This window comes from Clostridium sp. DFI.5.61 (assembly GCF_024462915.1).
GTDB lineage: Bacteria > Bacillota > Clostridia > Oscillospirales > Oscillospiraceae > Lawsonibacter > Lawsonibacter asaccharolyticus.
The window spans coordinates 62,099-83,338 of sequence record NZ_JANGBZ010000013.1 but is presented as its reverse complement, the minus strand read 5'-3'; the positions used below and the strand labels follow the sequence as shown (position 1 = coordinate 83,338).

General features: G+C 52.8%; 20 protein-coding genes and 1 pseudogene. 10 read left to right on the top strand and 11 right to left on the bottom strand.

Going from position 1 to position 21,240, the window contains the following annotated elements; translation table 11 throughout:
- Positions 1–66 precede the first annotated feature (66 nt).
- The 5 genes and pseudogenes from NE584_RS08875 to tnpA all read left to right on the top strand — a co-directional run bounded on the left by NE584_RS08875 (position 67) and on the right by tnpA (position 7,202).
- Entirely contained in the window at positions 67–1,350 is a 1,284-nt protein-coding gene (locus NE584_RS08875) for a TRAP transporter large permease (RefSeq protein ID WP_050625043.1), read from the top strand.
- Positions 1,351–1,411: 61 nt separating this feature from the next.
- Positions 1,412–2,494, top strand: coding sequence for a TRAP transporter substrate-binding protein (gene dctP, locus NE584_RS08870; RefSeq protein WP_050625042.1), 1,083 nt, complete (start codon positions 1,412–1,414; stop codon positions 2,492–2,494).
- Positions 2,495–2,587: 93 nt separating this feature from the next.
- Positions 2,588–4,645 (top strand): hydantoinase/oxoprolinase family protein, encoded by a 2,058-nt coding sequence (locus NE584_RS08865; RefSeq protein ID WP_242850409.1) that lies wholly within the window; start codon positions 2,588–2,590, stop codon positions 4,643–4,645.
- Positions 4,642–6,393, top strand: coding sequence for a hydantoinase B/oxoprolinase family protein (locus NE584_RS08860; RefSeq protein ID WP_050625040.1), 1,752 nt, complete (start codon positions 4,642–4,644; stop codon positions 6,391–6,393). The genes NE584_RS08865 and NE584_RS08860 overlap by 4 nt, the downstream gene beginning before the upstream one ends.
- Before the next feature lie 333 nt (positions 6,394–6,726).
- Positions 6,727–7,202 (top strand): annotated as a pseudogene (gene tnpA, locus NE584_RS08855) (IS200/IS605 family transposase).
- Positions 7,203–7,304: 102 nt separating this feature from the next.
- On the opposite strand, the gene trpA reads toward tnpA, so the two are convergent.
- From trpA to trpE, 7 genes are read right to left on the bottom strand one after another with little or no spacing between them, the layout of a single operon-like run.
- Entirely contained in the window at positions 7,305–8,075 is a 771-nt protein-coding gene (gene trpA, locus NE584_RS08850) for a tryptophan synthase subunit alpha (protein ID WP_256182651.1), read from the bottom strand.
- Positions 8,068–9,258, bottom strand: a complete 1,191-nt coding sequence (gene trpB / locus NE584_RS08845; RefSeq protein ID WP_256182650.1) for a tryptophan synthase subunit beta — start codon at positions 9,256–9,258, stop codon at positions 8,068–8,070. The genes trpA and trpB overlap by 8 nt, the downstream gene beginning before the upstream one ends.
- Positions 9,255–9,863 carry a phosphoribosylanthranilate isomerase gene (locus NE584_RS08840; RefSeq protein ID WP_256182649.1) on the bottom strand — a complete coding sequence of 203 codons (609 nt, stop codon included), beginning with the start codon at positions 9,861–9,863 and terminating at the stop codon, positions 9,255–9,257. Before NE584_RS08840 ends, trpB begins: the two co-directional genes overlap by 4 nt.
- Positions 9,860–10,642: an indole-3-glycerol phosphate synthase TrpC gene (gene trpC / locus NE584_RS08835; protein ID WP_256182648.1), complete on the bottom strand. Its 783-nt coding sequence runs from the start codon at positions 10,640–10,642 to the stop codon at positions 9,860–9,862. The genes NE584_RS08840 and trpC overlap by 4 nt, the downstream gene beginning before the upstream one ends.
- Positions 10,639–11,670, bottom strand: coding sequence for an anthranilate phosphoribosyltransferase (trpD, locus tag NE584_RS08830; protein ID WP_256182647.1), 1,032 nt, complete (start codon positions 11,668–11,670; stop codon positions 10,639–10,641). Before trpD ends, trpC begins: the two co-directional genes overlap by 4 nt.
- 3 nt (positions 11,671–11,673) lie before the next feature.
- Positions 11,674–12,243, bottom strand: coding sequence for an aminodeoxychorismate/anthranilate synthase component II (locus tag NE584_RS08825; RefSeq protein ID WP_256182646.1), 570 nt, complete (start codon positions 12,241–12,243; stop codon positions 11,674–11,676).
- Complete coding sequence (trpE, locus tag NE584_RS08820) at positions 12,240–13,706, bottom strand: anthranilate synthase component I (protein ID WP_256182652.1); 1,467 nt, start codon at positions 13,704–13,706, stop codon at positions 12,240–12,242. The genes NE584_RS08825 and trpE overlap by 4 nt, the downstream gene beginning before the upstream one ends.
- A 627-nt stretch (positions 13,707–14,333) precedes the next feature.
- Between trpE and NE584_RS08815 the strand changes: the two genes are divergently transcribed.
- From NE584_RS08815 to NE584_RS08795, 5 genes are read left to right on the top strand one after another with little or no spacing between them, the layout of a single operon-like run.
- On the top strand, positions 14,334–15,623 hold the full coding sequence (locus tag NE584_RS08815) for an O-acetylhomoserine aminocarboxypropyltransferase/cysteine synthase family protein (protein ID WP_050625033.1): 1,290 nt from the start codon (positions 14,334–14,336) through the stop codon (positions 15,621–15,623).
- Between the two features lie 2 nt (positions 15,624–15,625).
- Positions 15,626–16,579, top strand: coding sequence for a cysteine synthase A (gene cysK / locus NE584_RS08810; protein ID WP_256182645.1), 954 nt, complete (start codon positions 15,626–15,628; stop codon positions 16,577–16,579).
- Positions 16,576–17,766, top strand: coding sequence for a cysteine desulfurase NifS (gene nifS / locus NE584_RS08805; RefSeq protein WP_256182644.1), 1,191 nt, complete (start codon positions 16,576–16,578; stop codon positions 17,764–17,766). The genes cysK and nifS overlap by 4 nt, the downstream gene beginning before the upstream one ends.
- Positions 17,767–17,777: 11 nt before the next feature.
- Positions 17,778–18,209, top strand: a complete 432-nt coding sequence (nifU, locus tag NE584_RS08800; RefSeq protein WP_256182643.1) for a Fe-S cluster assembly scaffold protein NifU — start codon at positions 17,778–17,780, stop codon at positions 18,207–18,209.
- Complete coding sequence (locus NE584_RS08795) at positions 18,206–18,472, top strand: hypothetical protein (RefSeq protein WP_256182642.1); 267 nt, start codon at positions 18,206–18,208, stop codon at positions 18,470–18,472. Before nifU ends, NE584_RS08795 begins: the two co-directional genes overlap by 4 nt.
- 498 nt (positions 18,473–18,970) lie before the next feature.
- On the opposite strand, the gene NE584_RS08790 is transcribed toward NE584_RS08795, so the two are convergent.
- The 4 genes from NE584_RS08790 to NE584_RS08775 form a co-directional block, all read right to left on the bottom strand.
- Complete coding sequence (locus NE584_RS08790; RefSeq protein WP_256182641.1) at positions 18,971–19,366, bottom strand: arsenate reductase ArsC; 396 nt, start codon at positions 19,364–19,366, stop codon at positions 18,971–18,973.
- Position 19,367: 1 nt separating this feature from the next.
- A complete protein-coding gene (locus NE584_RS08785; RefSeq protein ID WP_256182640.1) occupies positions 19,368–19,778 on the bottom strand; it encodes an MTH895/ArsE family thioredoxin-like protein in 411 nt (136 codons plus the stop codon).
- 13 nt (positions 19,779–19,791) lie between these two features.
- On the bottom strand, positions 19,792–20,805 hold the full coding sequence (locus NE584_RS08780) for a permease (protein WP_256182639.1): 1,014 nt from the start codon (positions 20,803–20,805) through the stop codon (positions 19,792–19,794).
- A 77-nt stretch (positions 20,806–20,882) separates the two neighbouring features.
- Positions 20,883–21,209, bottom strand: coding sequence for a metalloregulator ArsR/SmtB family transcription factor (locus tag NE584_RS08775; protein ID WP_256182638.1), 327 nt, complete (start codon positions 21,207–21,209; stop codon positions 20,883–20,885).
- Positions 21,210–21,240: the final 31 nt, after the last annotated feature.

The following is a 21,240-nucleotide window of genomic DNA, read 5'->3' as shown; positions in this document are numbered from 1 at the left end:
CGGAAAAAGACACGGCTGGCTGCCGTGCCTTCAACCGTAAATACATTGTAATAGGAGTGATGATCGTTGAGTGACTACATGGTTTGGATCTACTTCCTTATTTTCGTTGTTCTGATCCTTTTGGAAATGCCGATCGGAACGGCAATGCTGCTTTCAAGTCTGCTCTATGTTATTCAGAACGGCCAGAGCTTCGTCATGTTCGCCCAGAAGACGGCAACATCGTTTGCGAGCTACTCACTTTTGGCGGTTCCCGCTTTCGTTTTTGTGGGCTGTGCAATGAATGAGATCGGATTCAGTGACAGAATATTTGGTTTGGCCGAGAAAGCAATCGGACATATTCCAGGTGGTCTGGGCCACGCAAATGTTCTCGCAAGTATGATCTTCGCTGGCATGTCCGGTTCTGCTATGGCAGATGCAGGCGGCCTGGGTGCCATTGAGATCAAGGCAATGAACGAGGCTGGCTATGACAAGGGGTTTTCAGTAGCCATCACTGCGGCCTCATCTGGTATCGGTCCGATCATTCCTCCAAGCATCAACCTTGTGATTTGGGGCTTTCTTGCAAGTACGGGTACCGTAGAACTGTTTATGGCCGGTGTTCTTCCGGGTATTTTGATGGGCCTTTGCTTGATGGTCTATATCTATATCGCCGTCACGAAGTTCCATGTAAAAGCACCCATTACTCCTAAAGCTCCTTTTAAGGACTTCTTACATGCACTCTGGCGTGGCCTCCCTGCACTGGGGGCACCAGCCATTCTGCTGGGCGGCATCAGCACAGGCGTCTTCACATCTACTGAGACCGGTGCTGTGGCCTGTGCATATATCATTCTGCTTGGTTTCTGCTACAGGCGGTTAAATTTTGCGAAGATAATGAAGATCCTGAAGGAAACGATGTCCACCACAGCCCTGACTATGTGGCTGTGCGCTACCGGTTCTGTATTTAACTGGATGATAATTAACAGCGGGATTACCAAGACTCTGTCGGATCTTCTGTTGAGTCTTAACAATGAAATCATCGTTCTTCTGCTGCTGAATCTTCTGCTTTTGTTCCTTGGCTGCTTTATGGGTTCGCTGCCGGTTCTTATCATGATGGCCCCTGTTCTTTTAAATGTGGCCGACGCATTCAGCATGAGCTACATCACTATGGGCGTTATGGCAGTACTGAATTTGACCATAGGAGGCATTACACCGCCCATGGCGCCATCGCTGTTTGTCTCCGCAAAGGTGGCTGACCTTCCCTTCGAAAAGACATTGAAGCACATCTATCCCATGCTTGTTCCTCTTGTGGTCGCACTATTGATGGTGACCTTTATTAAGCCGCTTACCCTGTTCCTGCCTGGACTATTGCTCTGAACTTTGTAACGGAATTGGCCGTGTATGACGAATCAAAAATAAAATTTTAGGAGGAATCGATATGAAAAAGATGAAAAAAGCGCTGGCGCTATCCCTTGCACTGGTCATGTCTGCTACTCTGTTTGGCTGTGCCCCCAAGGAAAATCCCGCTGCCAATTCTCCCACAGCGTCTGATCCAGCCGCAAGTACTCAGTCTTCTCAGTCTGGAGAAGAGAGACAGGATCACGATGAGATTGTGATTAAACTGGGGGCATCCTCTGCTTCTACGGAACCAACTGGTATTGCTGGGCAGAAGTTTGCTGATCTGGTCAATGAGAGATTGGCTGGTCGGGTCAGGGTGGAGTACTATCCCGGCGAGCAGCTGGGTGCTGCAATGGAAGAGGTAGAGAATATGCAGGTGGATTTGCAGCAGGGCGCCATTTTCTCCTTTGATAATTACAGCAGCATCGCAAAAGACCTGAATATTATGAGTATGGCTTTTGCGTTTGACAGCATTGAGCACGTCTACGCCTTCCTGGACTCCGAGCTGGCTGATAACGCATTCCAGACATTGGAAGACAACGGTATCCATATTGTCTCATATAAGCTGCAAAAGAACCCTCGGGCCATCTTTGGAAAGAAGCCTTTAGCGACTGCGGCTGATCTGAGTGGTGTAAAGTTCCGTATTCCCAATATTGACATCTGGGAAAAGAACTTTACGACTCTGGGAGCAAAGCCCACCATCGTCGCTTGGTCCGATTACACCATGGCCATGATGCAGGGCGTGATTGATGCTGGTGAGTGCTCTTACGAATCTATTAAGGCATTGGACCTGCATAAGTATGCTCCCTATATTTCCTTGGTCGACTACGCCTATCCTCTGGAGAGCATCGCTATCAATATGACTACCTGGGAGAAACTGACCCCCGAAGAGCAGGAGATTATCACCCAGTGTGGTGACGAGGTCGCTCAGTGGTTCACCGCTTATGTTAAGGAGCAGTGGGAGGCAGATAAGCAGACTATTATAGACGAAGGCGGCCAATTTGTAGAGTTTGACAAGCAGACCTTTATCGATGCCATGGCGCCTCTGGCCCCCCAGCTGGAATCTGAAGGCTATTGGGCTACTTCGGGTCTGTACGATGCAGTTCAGGACCTTGAGTATTAATTGTCAAAAGTAATCACCAGATGTACAGCTTGGGCACACAGTGCCCAAGCTGTACACAAAATAGAGCGTAAGGAGTGACGAATCTTGAGTTATATGATTGGCGTAGATGTTGGGGGAACATTTACTGATTTCTCGTTTTTTAATATTGAAACGGGGGCGTTGAGGCATTATAAGCGCAGTTCTACTCCGGAAGATCCGTCCAAGGCCATTATGGGCGGCATTCAGGAGATCCTGAGTGAACAGAGCATTGATACCGGGGAGATTACCTATTTGGCCCATGGAACTACGGTCGCCACCAATGCGCTGATTGAGAAAAAAGGAGCCCGAATGGGGCTTATCACGACTGAAGGTTTTAAAGACCTGATGGAAATCGGGTGGCAGCGCCGCCCGTCACTGTATGACTTGCGCCGTCCCAAGCCGGAGCAGCTTATCCCGCCTGGAATGAACCAGGAAGTTAAGGAGCGTATTCTTCACGACGGCAGTATTTTAACGCCGTTAGACGAAGACAGTGTTCGTAATGCGGTGCGCTTCCTCAAGGAAATGGGTGCAGAGACCATTGCGGTGTGCACATTGTTCTCGTTCATCAATCCTGTTCATGAAGATCGCATCAAGGAGATCATTGAAGAAGAGTATCCGGGAGTGTATGTTTCTGCATCCCACGACTTGGTTGCTGAATTTCGTGAATACTCCCGCATGAGCACTACTATCCTGAACGCATATCTCGGCCCAGTAATGAAAGAATATGTACACAACTTTGAAAATTCTGTCAAGGAAGCCGGTATTACTGTATCGCCTTATGTGACCCAGTCCAACGGTTCGATCATCTCGATCAAAGAGACGGTCGATTGTCCGATTAAGACTGCGGTTTCCGGGCCCTCTGCCGGCGTTATTGGTGCCATTTACATTGGCAAGCAGTGTAATCTGGATAAAATTATTACCTTTGATATGGGAGGTACCAGCATTGATGTCAGCCTGATTGAAAACGGTAAGGCCCAGCTTTCCAATGAACGCACTGTGGAGGGATACCCCGCCCGAATTCCTATGATCGATATTGTGACAGTGGGCGCAGGTGGTGGCTCCATTGCCCAAATTGATGCGGGCGGAGCATTAAAAGTGGGGCCGCGCAGTTCAGGTGCTACTCCTGGGCCCGCATGCTATATGCGCGGTGGTGAGCTTCCCTGTGCCACTGACGCCAATATTATTCTGGGCAAGCTCAACTCCAAGAAAATCTTGGGCGGCAGAATGGATGTTGACATCAAGCTGGCTGAAAAGGCGATCCGCACCCACATTTGTGAAAAATCGAACTTGGATTTGCAGCGGGCTGCGGCAGGAATCGTTTCCGTGATCAATTCCAACATGGTTCGTGCTGTACGAGTCGTAAGTGTTGAACGCGGATATGATCCCAGCGAATTTACCCTTATGGCATTTGGCGGCGCAGGACCTCTGCACGCCTGTGAGGTTGCTAGGGATATGGGAATCAAACAGGTCCTTATTCCCCCCTCTCCCGGCACCCTGTGCTCGTTAGGTCTGCTGATGGCGGATACTAAATTTGATCTCAGCTGTTCAAATCTGACCACTGCAGAGCTAACATCTCTGCCTAAGGTTCGGAAGATCTTTGATAACTTGCTGGACGATGGCAATGCCCTGCTGGATAAGGAGCATGTTGCAGAAGACAGACGCAAGTACGCCTATTCCGTTGACTGCCGCTATCTCCACCAAAACTACGAGATCCCGATCCAGGTAACGGTGCCCTTTGACGAGGCGGCTATGGAGGACATGATCGAGCAGTTCAATCTGGAGCATGAGCATGCGTATGGCTACTGTGATCGGAATATGACAATCCAGATGGTGAACTTCCGTATCAGCGCCATCGGTGTTATGGAGAAGCCCGACTTGGTGGCCGTGGAACTGGAACCTGATGCTCAGCTCCCTGAGCCGATTGAAGTTCGTAAGGTCCTGTTTGACCGCGAGGAGCAGTACATTGACACCAAGGTGTACCAGCGCGGCGAACTGAAAGCCGGTACGACGGTAGAGGGGCCGGCAATTCTGGAGCAGATGGATTCCACCACGGTAATTCCGCCCAATTGGAATGCCTACACAGATGCCCACTACAACCTCATCGCGACTTATCAAGGGGGTGGAGAAGAATGACACGGAAAACAGATGCGGTTATGCTTGAAATCATTGGAAATCAACTCCTCTCCATTGCGGAGGAAATGGGAGTTGCCATCATCAAAAGTGCATATTCCAATAATATTAAGGAACGCCGGGATATTTCTACAGCTATGTTTGATCCCGAAGGTAATATGATTGCTCAGGCCGAACACGTGCCCATGCACCTGGGCTCATTACTTGGGATCATCGGAGAGGTCTTCAAGAAATTCGCAGTCTCTGACATCAAACCTGGCGATATGTTCGTTGGCAACGATCCCTACAATGGAGGAGGGACTCACCTCAATGATATCACTATCGCCGCCCCTATTTTTGCATCCAATGGAAAGCTGATTGGCTGGGCGGCAAACCTTGCCCATCACAGCGATATCGGCGGCAAGGAGCCGGGGTCCACCTGCGGTGATGCTGTAAGTATCTTTCAGGAGGGGCTCAAGATCCCGCTGGTGCGTATTTGCCGCAATGGCGAGCCCATCGCGGATATTGTAGACTTCATTCTCTGCAATTCTCGGATCCCAAACGAGCGCTATGGTGACCTTCAGGCTCAGATCGCTGCCAATCGTGTGGGTGCCCGCCGTCTTCAGGATGCCTATACGCGTTATGGAGACCTGTTGATCGATTGCATGCATGAGCTTCAAAATTATGCTGAGCGCCGTCTGCGCGCCGGTATTCGGAACCTGAAGGACGGCGAGTACAGCTTTATTGATTATATGGATGATGCGGGTGTGGCGTCTCCGGACCCAGTAAAAATCTGTGTAAAGATTACGATTAAAGGCGATGATCTGCATGTCGATTTTGCAGGCACACAAGGACAGGTTTCTGGCCCGATCAATCTCACAAAAAACGGTATGCTGGCCGCAGTATTCTACTCCTTGAAGGCGCTTATTGACCCTGGCACGCCGTCCAACGCAGGCATATATCGGGCGTTTACAGTAGCCGCCGAACCCGGCATGATCTTGAATGCCAAAAATCCTGCTGCCGTCGGCGAGCGAATTGATACGGCAATGCGTATTGCGGATGTTATCTTCGGAGCACTGGCTCCGGCGGCCGGAATTCGCTCCATGTCCGGAAGCAATGGCAGTTGTACAACGGCGTTGTTCAGTGGCTATGATCCTAACGACCCTGAGCAGTACCATGTGTATCTTGAGACCATTGCTGGCGGTGCCGGTGCGCACCGGGATATGGACGGTCAAAACGGTGTACAGGTCCATATGACAAACACCTCGAACCTGCCTGTGGAAGCGCTGGAGATGGAATTCCCGCTGATCATGGTCAAAAAATATGGACTTCGCCCGGACAGCGGCGGCGCAGGTCTGTACCGTGGCGGTCTTGGTATTGAGCGCGTCTATGAGGCGGTAACAGACCATGTAATATATACTGGCCTTGGAGACCGCCAGCGGTTTGAGCCATGGGGGATTGACGGAGGGCATAATGGTGCGGGCGGCTGTTATGATTTGACCCGCAGCGGACAGACGGAATCTCAGCGGCTGACATCCAAATGTACGGGCCTTGTGATGAATCGCGGCGATGTGGTCTGCGTCAGAACGCCTGGAGCTGGAGGTTGGGGGGATCCCAAACGGCGCGATGTACAGAAGGTGCTTGAAGACGTCCTGGAGGGAAAGGTGTCTCCTGGAGCGGCAGCTTCGGAATACGGAGTTGCGCTGAAACGTGATAAAATGCTCTGGACTGTGGATGAGGAACAGACTGACGTACTTAGAAATACCCCCTGAAGATATGGGAAGAAAAACCGTAACGGATACTACGGAAAGACGGTTACTAAGACCAACAAGGAATGCCCGATAAACGAAACATAATCACAAAAGGGGAGTTGCGGGGAAAGGCAAAACCACCGGCTTTGCCGTCATCTCATTAAGATAAGCGACAGACCGGACTGCGTGCAAAGCAGTTCGGTCTGTGTTGTAGGCACCAAAAACACCCCCCCGGCTATGCCGGTGGTAAAAAATAGCTTAAAGCGAGGAGAAGAGTAGAAAAAGAAAAAACTCCCTGATAGGGTAGAAGTGGGTTGACGACCACACAACTACGATAACAGGGAGGTCTTCATCGTGAAAGACAAAGACATAAATAGTTTAGAGCATACAAGTTGGAGATATCAATATCATATCGTATTTGCACCCAAATATCGAAGGATGGAGATATATGGACAGATAAAACAGGATATAGGAGTGATATTAAGGAAACTGTGTCAGCAAAAAGGGGTAGAAATCATAGAAGTCAGAGCGTGCCCAGACCGTATACACATGCTGATAAACATCCCTCCCCAATACAGTGTATCACAGATCATGGGGTATTTGAAAGGGAAAAATAGTCTGATGATATTTGACCGGCATGCAAATCTGAAATATAAGTATAGAAATCGGCACTTTTGGGCCAGAGGATATTATGTGGATACAGTGGGCGGAATAAAAAACAGATAGCAGAGTATTTCCGAAACCAACTGGCATCAGATCAAATCGCAGACCAGATAGGGCTGAAAGAGTTTGTTGACCCGTTTACGGGCCGCGAGAACAAGAAGGCGTAAAAAGTGCCCCTTAAGGGACTTCGTCCGTATCAGGCCCTTATAGGGCCTACTCAAGCCTCCGGCTTAGCCGGAGGCTTTGACTTGGCCGACTGCCTGATTTTTTTATCGTATCGCGTCCTTCATGGTTTTGACATACGCACCGATGCAGCCAGGGGCATCCTTCCCGTGCTGTTCCAGCAGCTTGACGATGGCAGAGCCGACGATCACGCCATCGGCGAGCTCTGCCATCCGCTTGGCCTGTTCCGGCGTGGAGATTCCAAAGCCGATGGCGGCTGGGATATGGGTGTTCTGCCGCACAGTCTCCATCATGGAGGCCAGATCCGTTTTGATCTCGCTTCTGGCTCCGGTAACGCCCAGGGAGGACACCACATAGAGAAACCCCTCCGCCTCTCTGGCAATCATGGCGATCCGGTCCTTGGATGTAGGCGCGATGAGGGAGATCAGCTCCACCCCGTACCGCCTGCAAACCGGCAGAAATTCCTCCTTCTCCTCAAAGGGCAGATCGGGGAGGATCAGTCCGTCGATCCCCGTCTCCCGGCAGGCGGAGAAAAAGCGCTCCGCTCCATAGGAGAACACTACATTGGCGTAGGTCATAAAAACCAGAGGTATTGTTACATCACGGCGCAGGTCCCGCACCAGTCCGAAGATCTGGTCTGTGGTGACCCCGTCCTGCAAGGCCCGGAGGTTAGCCCCCTGGATCACCGGCCCCTCGGCGGTGGGGTCGGAGAAGGGAATGCCCAGCTCGATGAGGTCCGCGCCATTTTCCACTGCGGCCCGGACGGCGGCGGCGGTGGTCTCCAGATCCGGGTCGCCGCAGGTAATAAACGGGATAAATGCCTTTCCGCGGGCAAATGCCTGTGCGATCTTACTCATGGAGATCCTCCCCTCTGTATCGGGCGATGGCGGCGCAGTCCTTGTCGCCCCGGCCTGAAATAGTGATGACGATGATCTGCTCCCGCTCCATAGTGGGAGCAAGCTTTATGGCATGGGCCACGGCGTGGGCCGACTCAATGGCAGGGATGATACCCTCCGTCCGGGCCAGATACTCGAAGGCGTTGACCGCCTCCTCGTCAGTGACCGGGACATATTCCGCCCGGCCGATGTCATGGAGGTGGGCGTGTTCCGGGCCGATGCCCGGGTAGTCCAGTCCGGCGGAGATGGAGTAGACCGGGGCGATCTGGCCGTACTGGTCCTGACAGAAGTAAGACTTCATCCCGTGGAAGATGCCCAGCTTCCCGGTGGCGATGGTGGCCGCCGTCTCCGGGGTATCCGCCCCCCGGCCGGCCGCCTCGCAGCCGATCAGCCGGACCTGTTCGTCCCCGATAAAGTGATAGAAGCTGCCGATGGCATTGGAACCGCCTCCCACACAGGCGAGCACCGCGTCGGGCAGCCGCCCCTCCTTCTCCAGAAGCTGTGCCCTGATCTCCCGGGAGATCACCGCCTGGAAGTCCCGGACGATGGTGGGAAAGGGGTGGGGCCCCATCACAGAGCCCAGGCAGTAGTGGGTGTCTTCGATGCGGGAGGTCCATTCCCGCATCGCCTCGGATACGGCGTCCTTCAGCGCGGCCGTGCCCGTCTTTACGGGAACCACCTCCGCCCCTAGAAGACGCATCCGATACACATTGAGGGCCTGGCGGACCGTATCCTCTTCCCCCATAAAGACCACGCACTCCATCCCCATGAGGGCGGCGGCGGTGGCGGTAGCCACCCCGTGCTGCCCCGCCCCCGTCTCGGCGATCAGGCGGGTCTTGCCCATCCGCTTGGCCAGAAGGGCCTGTCCCAGCACATTGTTGATCTTGTGGGCCCCGGTGTGGTTCAGATCCTCCCGCTTCAGATAGATCTTCGCCCCGCCCAGATCCTCCGTCATCTTTTTGGCAAAATACAGCCGGGATGGTCTGCCCGCGTATTCATTGAAAAGCTCGGTGAGCTCCCGGTTGAAAGCTTCGTCGTTCTTGTAGTGATCGTATGCCGCTTCCAGTTCAATGACCGCGTTCATCAGCGTCTCGGGGATATACTGTCCCCCGTGGACGCCGAAGCGTCCCTTTGGATTGGTCATGCTCTCGCTCCCTTTCTGACTGCGGCCACAAAGGCCGCCATTTTTTCAGGATCCTTGCCCCCATCCGTCTCAATACCGGAGCTGACGTCCACCGCATAGGGGTGAAGCCGCTCCACCGCCCCTTCCACATTCTCCGGTCCCAGTCCGCCGGCCAGGAAATAGGGACGCCGGATCTGATGGAGCAGACTCCAGTCGAACACCGTGCCCGTACCCGCACCGGCGTCCAGCAGGATATGGTCAGCAGCACTGGCCTCGGCGCGGAGGACATCCTGAACCGTGGCGATCCGGAATGCCTGGATAATGGGCTTTGGGGTAAGCATCCGCAGCCGGTCAACATAGTCCCCGCCCTCGCTGCCGTGAAGCTGGGCCAGGTCGATTACACCGCGGTTCAGCAGGCGGGCCACTGTCTCTGCTGTCTCGTTGACAAATACGCCCACCGCCTGAATGTTCGGGTCCAGTAATTCCTTCAATTCAGCGGCCCCTTTGGGTGCGATATATCGTTTGCTTTCAGGGGCAAATACAAATCCGATATACTCCGGCCTCAGCTGATTTGCGGCCAGAATATCCCGGGGGCGGGACAGGCCGCACAGCTTGATTTTTGTCATGCTCCGCCTCGCAGTCCGGCCAGAGCGGCCTTTTTATCGGCCGCCCGCATCAGAGTTTCTCCAATCAGGACTCCGTCCGCTCCCAGCTCTCGGAGCACTGCGATGTCTCCGGCGCTGCGGACGCCGCTTTCGGAAACAAACAGCACCTCGCGGGGGATCAGCGCCCTGAGCCGGCGGCTGTTGTCCGGGTCCACAGAGAAATCCTTCAGGCTGCGGTTGTTCACCCCGATGATCCGCGCCCCTGCCCGGAGGGCAGTTTCCGCCTCCGCCTCGTTGTGGACCTCCACCAGTGCGGACAGGCCCAGCTCATCGCAGGTGTGCAGGTACTCCCGGATTTGCCGCTCCGTCAAAATGGCACAGATCAGCAGGACTGCCGACGCCCCCAGCACCTTCGCCTCATAGATCATGTATTCGTCTACGGTAAAGTCCTTCCGCAGGCAGGGGATGGAGGCCGTCCGGGCGATCTCCTGCAAATGCCGGCCGCTGCCCAGAAACCATTTGGGCTCAGTGAGCACTGAGATGCAGTCTGCACCCGCCGCCTCATAGTCCAGTGCAATTTGCAGGTAGGGATACTCCGGGGCGATGAGTCCCTTGGAGGGCGAGGCCCGCTTGCACTCACAGATGAAAGAGAGTCCGTCTTTTCTCAGGGCTTTCTCAAACCCAAAATCTCCTTTGGGGAGAGAAAGGGCCTGCCGACGCAGCTCCTCCAGAGGGACAGCGCTCTTGGACGCCGCCACCCGCTCCCGGGCATGGCCGGCCAGCTGGTCCAGTATGGTCATGCCTCCACCTCCGGGCCGTTGCTGACCGCGATCAGCCGCTCCAGTAGGGCGGCGGCCTTTCCTGTATCAATGAGCTCCGCCGCCAGGGCCACGCCGTCCTTCATGCTATCGGCTTTGCCGCCGATGTACAGGGCCGCCCCGGCATTGAGCAGCACCGCGTTCCGCTTGGCGCCCCGCTCGCCATTCAAAATAGCCCGGGTGATGGCGGCGTTCTCCTCCGGCGTCCCGCCCTTCAGCTCCTCTTTTTTGCAGCGGTCAAAGCCAAAATCCTCCGGGGTGATGACCGAGGACTTGAACCAGCCGTCCCGGATCTCGCAGATGGTGGTGGGCGCACTCAGGGAGATCTCGTCCAGCTTGTCCTGTCCATATACCACCATGCCCCGCTTGATCCCCAGATTGATGAGCACCTGTGCCAGGGGCTCCACCAGATAGTCGTCATAGACGCCCAGCAGCTGCCGGACCGGCGTCCCGGGGTTGGTCAGTGGGCCGAGGATATTGAATACCGTGCGGAAGCCCAGCTCCTTGCGGATGGCTCCCACATATTTCATGGAGGTGTGGTAATCCTGGGCGAAGAAAAAGCACATTCCCACGTCCCGGAGCAGCTCCACGCACTTTTCGGGGCTCTGGTGGATGTTGACCCCCAGTGCCTCCAGACAGTCCGCCGTGCCGCACAGGGAGGAGGCCGCCCGGTTTCCGTGCTTGGCCACCTTCATGCCCCCTGCCGCCGCCACCAGGGCGGCGGTGGTGGAGATGTTGAAGCTGCCGGCGTTGTCTCCGCCGGTGCCCACGATCTCAAAGAGCTCCATGCCGGTCTCCACCTTGACGGCGTGGCCCCGCATGGCGGCGGCGCATCCGGCGATCTCGTCGGTGGTCTCCGCCCGGGCGCTCTTGGTGGAGAGGGCGGCAAGAAAAGCGGCGTTTTGGGTGGGCGTGGTCTCGCCGCCCATAATTTCGTTCATCACGGTGTAGGCCTCCTCATAAGTGAGGTCCCCTTTATTGACGATCTTGACGATAGCTTCTTTGATCATGGTTTACATCTCCTTTATGAAGTTTTGGAGCATGGTTTTCCCGTCGGGCGTCAAAATGGACTCTGGGTGGAACTGTACACCGTAGACCGGATGCTCCCTGTGCTGCACCGCCATGACCTCTCCGTCCTCGGTTCGAGCGGTGATCTTCAGGCACTCCGGAAGGGTTTGGGCGTCCGCCGCCAGGGAGTGGTACCGCCCCACAAGGGCTGTTTCCGGACAGCCCCGGAACAGCGGGCAGTCCGGATCGAATCGGACCTGGGACTGCTTCCCGTGCATCAGCGCCTTGGCGTAGGTAATGGAGGCGCCAAAGGCGGCGCAGATGGCCTGGTGCCCCAGACAGACCCCCAGAATGGGGATCTCATGCCCCAGGGCGGTCACCACCTCCATGGTGATTCCCGCGTCCTCCGGCCTCCCCGGGCCGGGGGAGAGGATGATCCGTTCCGGCTGAAGCGCCCGAATTTCTTCTGCGGTCATCTCATCATTGCGGATGATCCAGATATTCGGCTCGAATTCCCCAACAAGCTGGTACAGATTGTAGGAAAAACTGTCATAGTTGTCGATCAGCAGGATCATAGCTCCGCCTCCTGTGCAAGCTCCAGCGCCCTCAGGGACGCCCGCGCCTTGTTCATACATTCCTCAAATTCCTGCTCCGGGACCGAATCGGCCACGATCCCGGCTCCGCTTCTCACAAACACCCTGCCGTTCTTCTGATAGGCGATCCGGATGGCGATGCAGGTGTCCATATTCCCGGTGAAGTCGATGTAGCCGATGGCCCCGCCGTAGATGCCCCGCTTGTTGTTCTCCAGCTCTGCGATCAGCTGGCAGGCCCGGAGCTTAGGCGCTCCGGAGAGGGTCCCGGCGGGCAGCACCGCCTCGATGGCGTCCAGCGCGTCCTTGTCCTCCCGGAGCTCTCCCCGTACGGTGGAGCCGATGTGCATGACATGGGAGAAGCGCTCAATGGTGTGGAACTTCTCCACCTGGACCGTACCGAACCGGCTGATCTTCCCAAGATCGTTCCGCCCCAGATCCACCAGCATATTGTGCTCCGCCAGCTCTTTCTCATCGGAGAGCAGCTCTGTCTCCAGAACCTGGTCCTCCTCCGGGGTCTTTCCCCTGGGCCGGGTGCCCGCGAGAGGGAAGGTGTGGAGCACGCCGTTTTCCAGCTTGACCAGAGTCTCCGGCGACGCCCCCGCCACCTCCACATCTGTTCCGGAAAAATAGAACATATAGGGGGAGGGGTTAAGGGTGCGCAGCACCCGGTAGGTGTTGAACAGGCTGCCCTCAAAGGGGGCCGACAGGCAGTTGGAGAGGACGATCTGAAAAATATCCCCTTCCCGGATGTGGACCTTGGCCTGCTCCACCATTCGGGAGAAGTCCTCCCGGCCGAACAGCGGCGTCACCGGGCCCAGGAGCCGCCCGGCACGGTCCTGCTTCTTTGCTCCGGTCCGCAGCAGCTCCACAAGCTGTCTGAGCTCCAGCACCGCCTTGTTGTAGCTGGTCTCCGGCTCATCCAGGGACATATTGACCATGAGAATGAGCTTCTGCCGCAGATGGTCAAAGGCAATGACCTTGTCAAAGAGCATCAGATCAAGATCCCGAAATTCCTCGCTGTCCTCCACCTCCGCCCGGACGGACGGCTCGCTGTACCCCAGATAGTCATAGGAGAAGTATCCCACAAGCCCGCCGGTGAAGGGAGGGAGATGGTCAAAGCGGGGGCTTTTGTGCTCCTCCAGGACCTGACGCAGGTAAGCGGATGGGTCCGCCGTTGGGAAGTGAAGGCATCCGGCCCGCATCTCCCCGTTCCTGCAGGTGATCTCCAGACTGGGATCAAAGCCCAGGAAGGTGTAGCGTCCCCAGGTCTCATGGCTGGCTGCGGACTCCAGCATATAGCAGTGGGTGGAAACCTGCTTCAGGATGCGCATGGCTTCTATGGGCGTGGTGAAGTCAGACAGGATCTCACAGCTCACCGGAAGCACCCGGTATCGTCTGGCGGAAGCGATCTCCTGGACTTTCTCCAATGTGGGAACGATCTGCATGGTCTGCACCTCCAAATAAAAATACTCCTCTGGCGTTTCTGCCAGAGGAGCAAAAAATCGTCCTTGACAGAAACTACGGTCTGTCAAGGACGAATAAAACACATTATCCGCGGTGCCACCTTGATTCACGGCATGACCCGTGCGCTTAGCGGGATACCAACATATCCCCGGCAAATGACGTCTGCCTGCAACGTCGCAGCATACTCTGTGAATCTCACATTTGACTGCGCCCTCAGCGGTCCATTTGACAACTTGTTTCTTACCTGACTCTCAGCACCACAGGCTCTCTGTAAAGGCATGATTGCCGTTATCTCCGCTTCAACGGTTTAGGATATTAAATTTTTTATCACTATACTACTATGCCCTCTACTTGTCAAGGGCTATTATAAAAAATTCCCCACGAACGTGTATTGTATTCCTACAAATACGCAACAGCAACTTTTTAATTACCCCTTGACTTAGTAGGAAAATGGTAGTATAACATTATACATACCAATTCCGTGGGTAAAAGGAGCCGGTTATGCAAAAACATTTTTTCAGACTTCTGCGGAATAACTTCCGTTTCGGACGAATGTGTTATCTGTTCTTCCTAGCAAAATAAATCATGGAACAGAAAGGAACACAACTATGTCTGATTACAAATTTGAAACGCTCCAACTCCATGTGGGCCAGGAGCACCCTGACCCTGCATCTGATGCCCGTGCGGTTCCCATCTACGCTACCACTTCTTATGTATTTCATAACAGTCAGCACGCAGCAGATCGCTTTGGTCTGGCTGATACAGGCAACATCTATGGCCGCCTGACCAATTCCACCCAAGGTGTTTTTGAACAGCGCATTTCCGCATTGGAGGGCGGTGTTGCCGGTCTGGCTGTCGCCTCTGGCGCCGCCGCGATCACCTATACCATTCAGGCGCTTGCAAAACAGGGAGAGCACATTGTAGCACAAAAGACCATCTACGGCGGCACCAGTAATCTGTTGGCCCACACCTTGCCACTCTACGGCATCAACTCCAGCTTTGTGGATGTCCACGACCTCGCCGCCGTGGAACATGCGATCCAGCCCAACACCAAGGCCATCTACATTGAGACCCTGGGCAACCCCAACAGTGATATTCCTGACATTGACGCCATTGCTGACATTGCTCACAAATATGGACTGCCGCTGGTAATCGATAATACATTCGGCACCCCCTATCTGATCCGTCCCATTGAACACGGCGCTGACATTGTGATCCACTCCGCCACCAAGTTCATTGGCGGCCACGGCACGACCCTGGGCGGTATCATTGTGGACGGCGGCAGCTTTGATTGGGCGGCAAGCGGAAAATACCCCTGGATCAGCGCAGCGAATCCCAGCTACCATGGCGTAAAGTTTACAGAGGCTGCGGGAAAGGCCGCTTTTGTTACCTATATCCGCGCAATCCTGCTGCGGGACGAGGGTGCCTGCATCAGTCCCTTTGCGGCTTTTCTGCTGCTTCAGGGTACGGAAACCCTGAGTCTCCGGCTGGAGCGTCATGTGGAGAACGCAAAGAAAGTGGTGAAATACCTGACTTCCCATCCCCAGGTGGAAAAAGTCAATCATCCTTCTCTGCCGGAACATCCGGATCACGCGCTGTACGAAAAGTATTTTCCGAACGGCGGCGCTTCCATTTTTACATTCCAAATCAAGGGCGGACGGGAGGATGCCTTCCGGTTTATTGACAATTTGAAGATTTTCTCTTTGCTGGCCAATGTAGCGGACGTCAAAAGTTTGGTGATTCATCCAGCTTCCACCACACACAGCCAGCTTACGGAGGAGGAACTGGAGAACGTGGGAATTTACCAGAATACCATCCGTCTTTCCATCGGCACAGAGCACATTGATGACATTATCGCAGATCTGGAGCAGGCGTTCCAGCGTGTCAAGGAGGTATGACCATGGCAAACATTTATACTTCTGCTGACCAGCTCATCGGCAAGACGCCTTTGCTGGAGCTTACCCATATTGAAAGATCCGAGGGCCTGGAAGCCAGGATCTTGGCAAAGCTGGAATACCTCAACCCCGCCGGATCTGTTAAGGATCGTATTGCGAAAGCCATGATCGATGATGCCGAAGCGAAGGGATCGCTGAATACCCGGTCAGTTATTATTGAACCTACCTCCGGCAACACGGGAATTGGCCTGGCATCTGTTGCCGCGGCAAGGGGCTACCGCATCATCCTTGTCATGCCCGACACCATGAGCGTGGAGCGCCGCCAGCTGATGAAGGCGTATGGCGCGGAGCTGGTGCTCACCGAGGGGGTGAAGGGAATGAAGGGAGCCATTGCCAAAGCAGAGGAGCTGGCAAAGGAAATTCCGGACAGCTTTATTCCCGGCCAATTCGTCAACCCGGCAAACCCCGCCGCGCACCGCGCCACTACTGGCCCGGAGATCTGGGCAGATACCGACGGCGAGGTGGATATCTTTGTTGCCGGTGTGGGTACGGGCGGCACCATTACCGGTGTGGGCGAATATCTCAAGAGTCGGAACCCCGCTGTCAAGGTGGCAGCGGTGGAGCCGGCGGCCTCTCCGGTCCTTTCTCAGGGAGTGGCCGGAGCCCACAAGATCCAGGGCATCGGCGCAGGCTTTGTGCCAGACAACCTGAACACCGAGATCTATGATGAAGTCCTGGCAGTGTCCAATGAGGATGCCTTTGAATATGGCAGACGTGTGGGACAGCAGGAGGGAGTGCTGGTGGGCATCTCGTCCGGCGCCGCTGTCTGGGCTGCTGTAGAGCTGGCAAAGCGCCCCGAAAACAAGGGTAAGACCATTGTGGCCCTGCTGCCGGACACCGGCGACAGATACCTTTCCACTCCCATGTTTGCAGATGAAAGACCGAGGAGTATATTATGATTTACGCAGACAATGCTGCAACCACCAAAATGAGCAAGGCGGCTATCGATGCTATGCTGCCCTATATGGAAGAATATTACGGCAACCCTTCCAGCCTCTACGCCTTTGGACAGCAGGCCAAGGAAGCGCTGGAAAATGCCCGGAGCCGGATCGCGGCCTGCCTCCATGCCGATCCGCGGGAGGTCACGTTTACCTCCGGAGGCAGCGAGGCGGATAACCAGGCCATTATGACCGCCGCTGCGCTGGGGATGCGCAGAGGCAAAAAGCATATTGTTTCCACGGCGTTTGAACACCATGCCGTTTTGCATACCCTGGAAAAATTGAAAAAGCAAGGCTTTGAGGTCACCCTTCTGGATGTACACAATACAGGACTTGTGAGGCCGGAGCAGGTGGCTGAAGCCATCCGGGAAGACACCTGCCTTGTGACCATCATGTATGCAAACAACGAGATCGGTACTATTCAGCCCGTCACAGAGATTGGGGCTATTTGCCGGGAGAAAGGCGTGCTGTTTCATACAGATGCAGTACAGGCGGCGGGACACCTGCACATTGATGTAAAAGAACAGAACATCGATATGCTCTCCCTTTCCGCACACAAATTTCACGGTCCGAAGGGAATCGGTGCTTTGTATGCCAAGCGCGGTATTATCCTGGAAACTATAATCAACGGCGGCGCGCAGGAGCGCGGAAAACGCGCGGGTACAGAGAATATCCCTGCCATCATGGGCATGGCAGCGGCGCTGGAAGAAGCCTGTGCGGCCATGGACGAGCACAGCGCAAAACTAACGGTCCTGCGGGAGCGGCTGATCCATGGATTGGATCAGATTCCTTATAGCGAACTGAACGGCGATCACAAACATCGGCTGCCCGGTAATGTGAATTTCTGTTTTGAGGGCATCGAAGGTGAATCGCTCTTGCTTCTGCTGGATGACAAGGGTATCTGCGCTTCCTCCGGCTCCGCTTGTACAAGCGGCTCTCTTGATCCCAGTCATGTGCTGCTGGCGATCGGCAGACCCCACGAGGTCGCCCATGGTTCTCTGCGGCTCAGCCTCGGCGAGGACATGACAGAAGCAGATATCGATGAGATCATTCTTGCCGTCACAGATGTGGTAAACTATCTGCGGAATATCTCTCCTTTCTGGAGAGATTTGGTCAATGGTAAACGGCCCCACATATTTGAAAGATAAGAGGTGTGTCTATGGCTTTGTATAGTGATAAAGTAATGGATCATTTCCGAAATCCTCGGAATGTAGGTATCATAGACGATGCAGACGGTGTTGGAGAGGTTGGTAATCCTGTCTGCGGGGACATTATGAAGATCTATCTGAAGATCGCGGATAACACCATTACCGATGTGAAGTTTGAAACATTCGGCTGCGGCAGCGCCATTGCTTCCAGTTCTATGGCAACAGAGCTGATTAAGGGCAAATCGTTGACCGATGCCCTTGCACTGACCAACAAGGCCGTTACTGAAGCATTAGATGGACTTCCGGCTCATAAACTCCATTGCTCTGTATTGGCGGAGGAGGCTATAAAAAAGGCGGTCAAGGATTATTACGATAAAAATGGCATTCCTTATGACCACAGCCTGTTCCCGGATTGTGAACACTGTGACCACTGTGGCGGATGAAGGCACTGATTACCATGAGCGGCGGCGTTGACAGCAGCGTCGCCGCTCTCCTGACACAGAACATGGGTTATGACTGTATTGGATGCACCATGAAGTTATTTGATGATTCATCTACAGAAACTGCTCGGAGCCGAACCTTTTGTGCTCTGGAAGATGTGGAGGATGCGCGAAGTGTTGCGTTCAGAACAGGAGTGCCCTATTATGTGTTTAATTTTAGAGATAACTTCCGCAGTAAGGTAACTGAAAAAAACATCCAAAGCTAATATTCAAAAGACCATAGACTTTGTTGCCACCTGTTAGGGTATGGAAAGAATGCAGAGATATCAAAAGTTTGAATGGTTGACCATCGCTTTAGATAGCCAAATATGCAGAGCCTATATACCGTAAAAGATACTATCAGCAGAAAGAGAGCTAACTGACGAATCAAGATCAGTTAGCTCTCTTTTTATGAATCATGAAAAAATGTTGCAAAATCGTTGGAACAGAAGGTCTTAAGCCCTCAAAAACCTAGTAAAATCAGGCTTTTCTAGGCTTCTGAACTTATTCCCACTCGTTGCAGGAACTTCAACCTTAAGCAATTTTGTTTAGATAATATTGTTCCTGATATTCTGATTATTTTGATTTCCCATATTATCATAGCTATACGATGGGTACTTATCAAAATCTTATCAGCAGTGATAAACGATTATAAATTACACAGGTAATTGTTCCGTGTGGTTGTTACCTTATTGTAAGTATTATACGCAAAATCGACTGGAAAATCAAGATGTCTTTAATTCATCCCTTAACTGCAAAATCTTATTCTCAATATCTTTAATGATTCTTAAAAAATCATTGTCAGATTTTCCAGTAGGATCTTCCACCCCCCAATTATCATCAAACGCTCTGCCGATAAAAGGGCAGCCTACATTGCACCCCATAGAAATTGCTATATCAGGATCAGGAATGTCTGTAATCAATTTTGAATACTGGGTTTGCTCCATATCAATCCCATATAACCCTTTCATAATTCTAACTGCATCTTGATTGATCTGGGGCTTGATTTCCGTTCCGGCAGAATAGCTCTCAAACACATCTCCTGCTATTTTCTTGCCAAGAGCTTCCGCAATCTGACTGCGGCAGGAATTGTGGACACAGATAAAGGCAACCTTTTTCATATCAGCCCTCATACTTACGAAGCAGTTTTTCAATCTCTGCTGCTTTCAAAACCTTGCCCATGGAAGCAATCTGCTCATTGATCACCAGTGCAGGCATACTCATAGCCCCATACTTCATGATCTTTTCCATATCGGTCACATACTCGACCTCGATAGTCAGTCCCATATTCTTGACAGCTTCCTTGGTTGCTTCCAACAGAGCATGGCAGCTCTTGCAACCAGAGCCAAGAACCTTGATACAGCAGATACCGTCTACGGATTTACCGCAGCAACAAGAGATGCTTTCTTCTGCTTGAGACGCAGAGCCGCAACAGAAGGATGCATTTTCCTCTATCTTAGGTTCTGTACTGCCACAGCAGCAGGCGGGAGCATTCTTTTTCTCTTTCTTCTTTCCGAAATTAAACAGTGCCATAATAATACCTCCGTTAAATAATGATATATTGAATTGCGTTAAAGAAATAACCTACAAGGATGATGCCGATGGTACAGACGGTAACAAAGATGCCCAACAGTTTCGGCTTAACAGCCTTGCGAAGCATAATCATGGATGGTAGGCTCAGCGTGGTCACACCCATCATAAAAGACAGCACCACACCAAGCTGCGCTCCTTTTGCCAGCAGAGCTTCCGCAATGGGGATTGTGCCGAAGATGTCGGCATACATGGGAACACCAGCTACAGTAGCGATCACAACGCCCAGAGGATTTCCAGTTCCGAGTACCTTCACGATAAATTCTTCGGGAATCCAGTTGTGAATAAATGCACCGATGCCGACACCAACCAACACATAAGGGGCAACCTTCTTTGCGGTAGATGCCACCTGTTCCCAGGCATACTGTAAACGGTCAGTTATGGTCAATTTATCTTGTGGAATATCCACATTTTTGCCCTTACGGATAAATTCCTCAACTTCATTTTCCAGATGAAGCTTTTCTATCATCGTGCCGCCGATAACGGCAATCACCAGACCGAGAACCACATAGATAACAGCAACCTTCCAGCCGAAGATGCTCATAAGCAACACCAGACTTCCCAAGTCCACCATGGGAGAGGAAATCAGAAACGAGAAGGTTACGCCAAGGGGCAAACCTGCGCTGGTAAAACCAATGAACAGAGGAATGGAAGAACAGGAGCAGAACGGTGTCACCGTCCCCAACAGAGCTGCTATACAGTTTGCACCAATGCCATGAAATCTGCCAAGGATGCGTTTGGTGCGTTCCGGCGGGAAGTAGCTCTGGATGTAAGAGATAATGAAGATCAATACACCCAACAGCACCATAATTTTGATCACATCATAGACAAAGAACTGGATGCTTCCACCCCAACGAGAAGTAGTATCGATTCCAAGATTGCTTAGACCAATTCCGATGACCTCATTGAGCCACTTCATGCCAAGGATTTGATTCTGGATAAACTGCCAGATTGAATGTAAGACTTCCATAGCGAGTCTCCTTTCATATTGATAAATTCAAAAATGTCGATGTATTGTCTTAAAGAAAAGCCACCATTTCAGATGGCTCAAAGTTCTTTCAGACAACAGCTCATTTTTTCTGTTTCTTTACTGGTATTAACTTCCAGCTGTTTCTTTAATAATTCCACGGCATTTTCAGACCCTTGCGGATCAATGGAATAATGTACCCATTTTCCTTCTTTTCTTCCTTGGACAACACCTGCATCACATAATAGTTTCATATGATGCGACAGCGTGGATTGTGAAATATGGAGTTCTTCTAACAATTTGCAGGCACATTTCTCGCCGCTGCGAAGAAGTTCCAAAATACGCAAACGGTTTTCATCGCAAAAAGCCTTAAAGACTTTCGCATTTTCTATATATTCAGATGCCACATATCTCACCTCACATTCATATTTATCGATA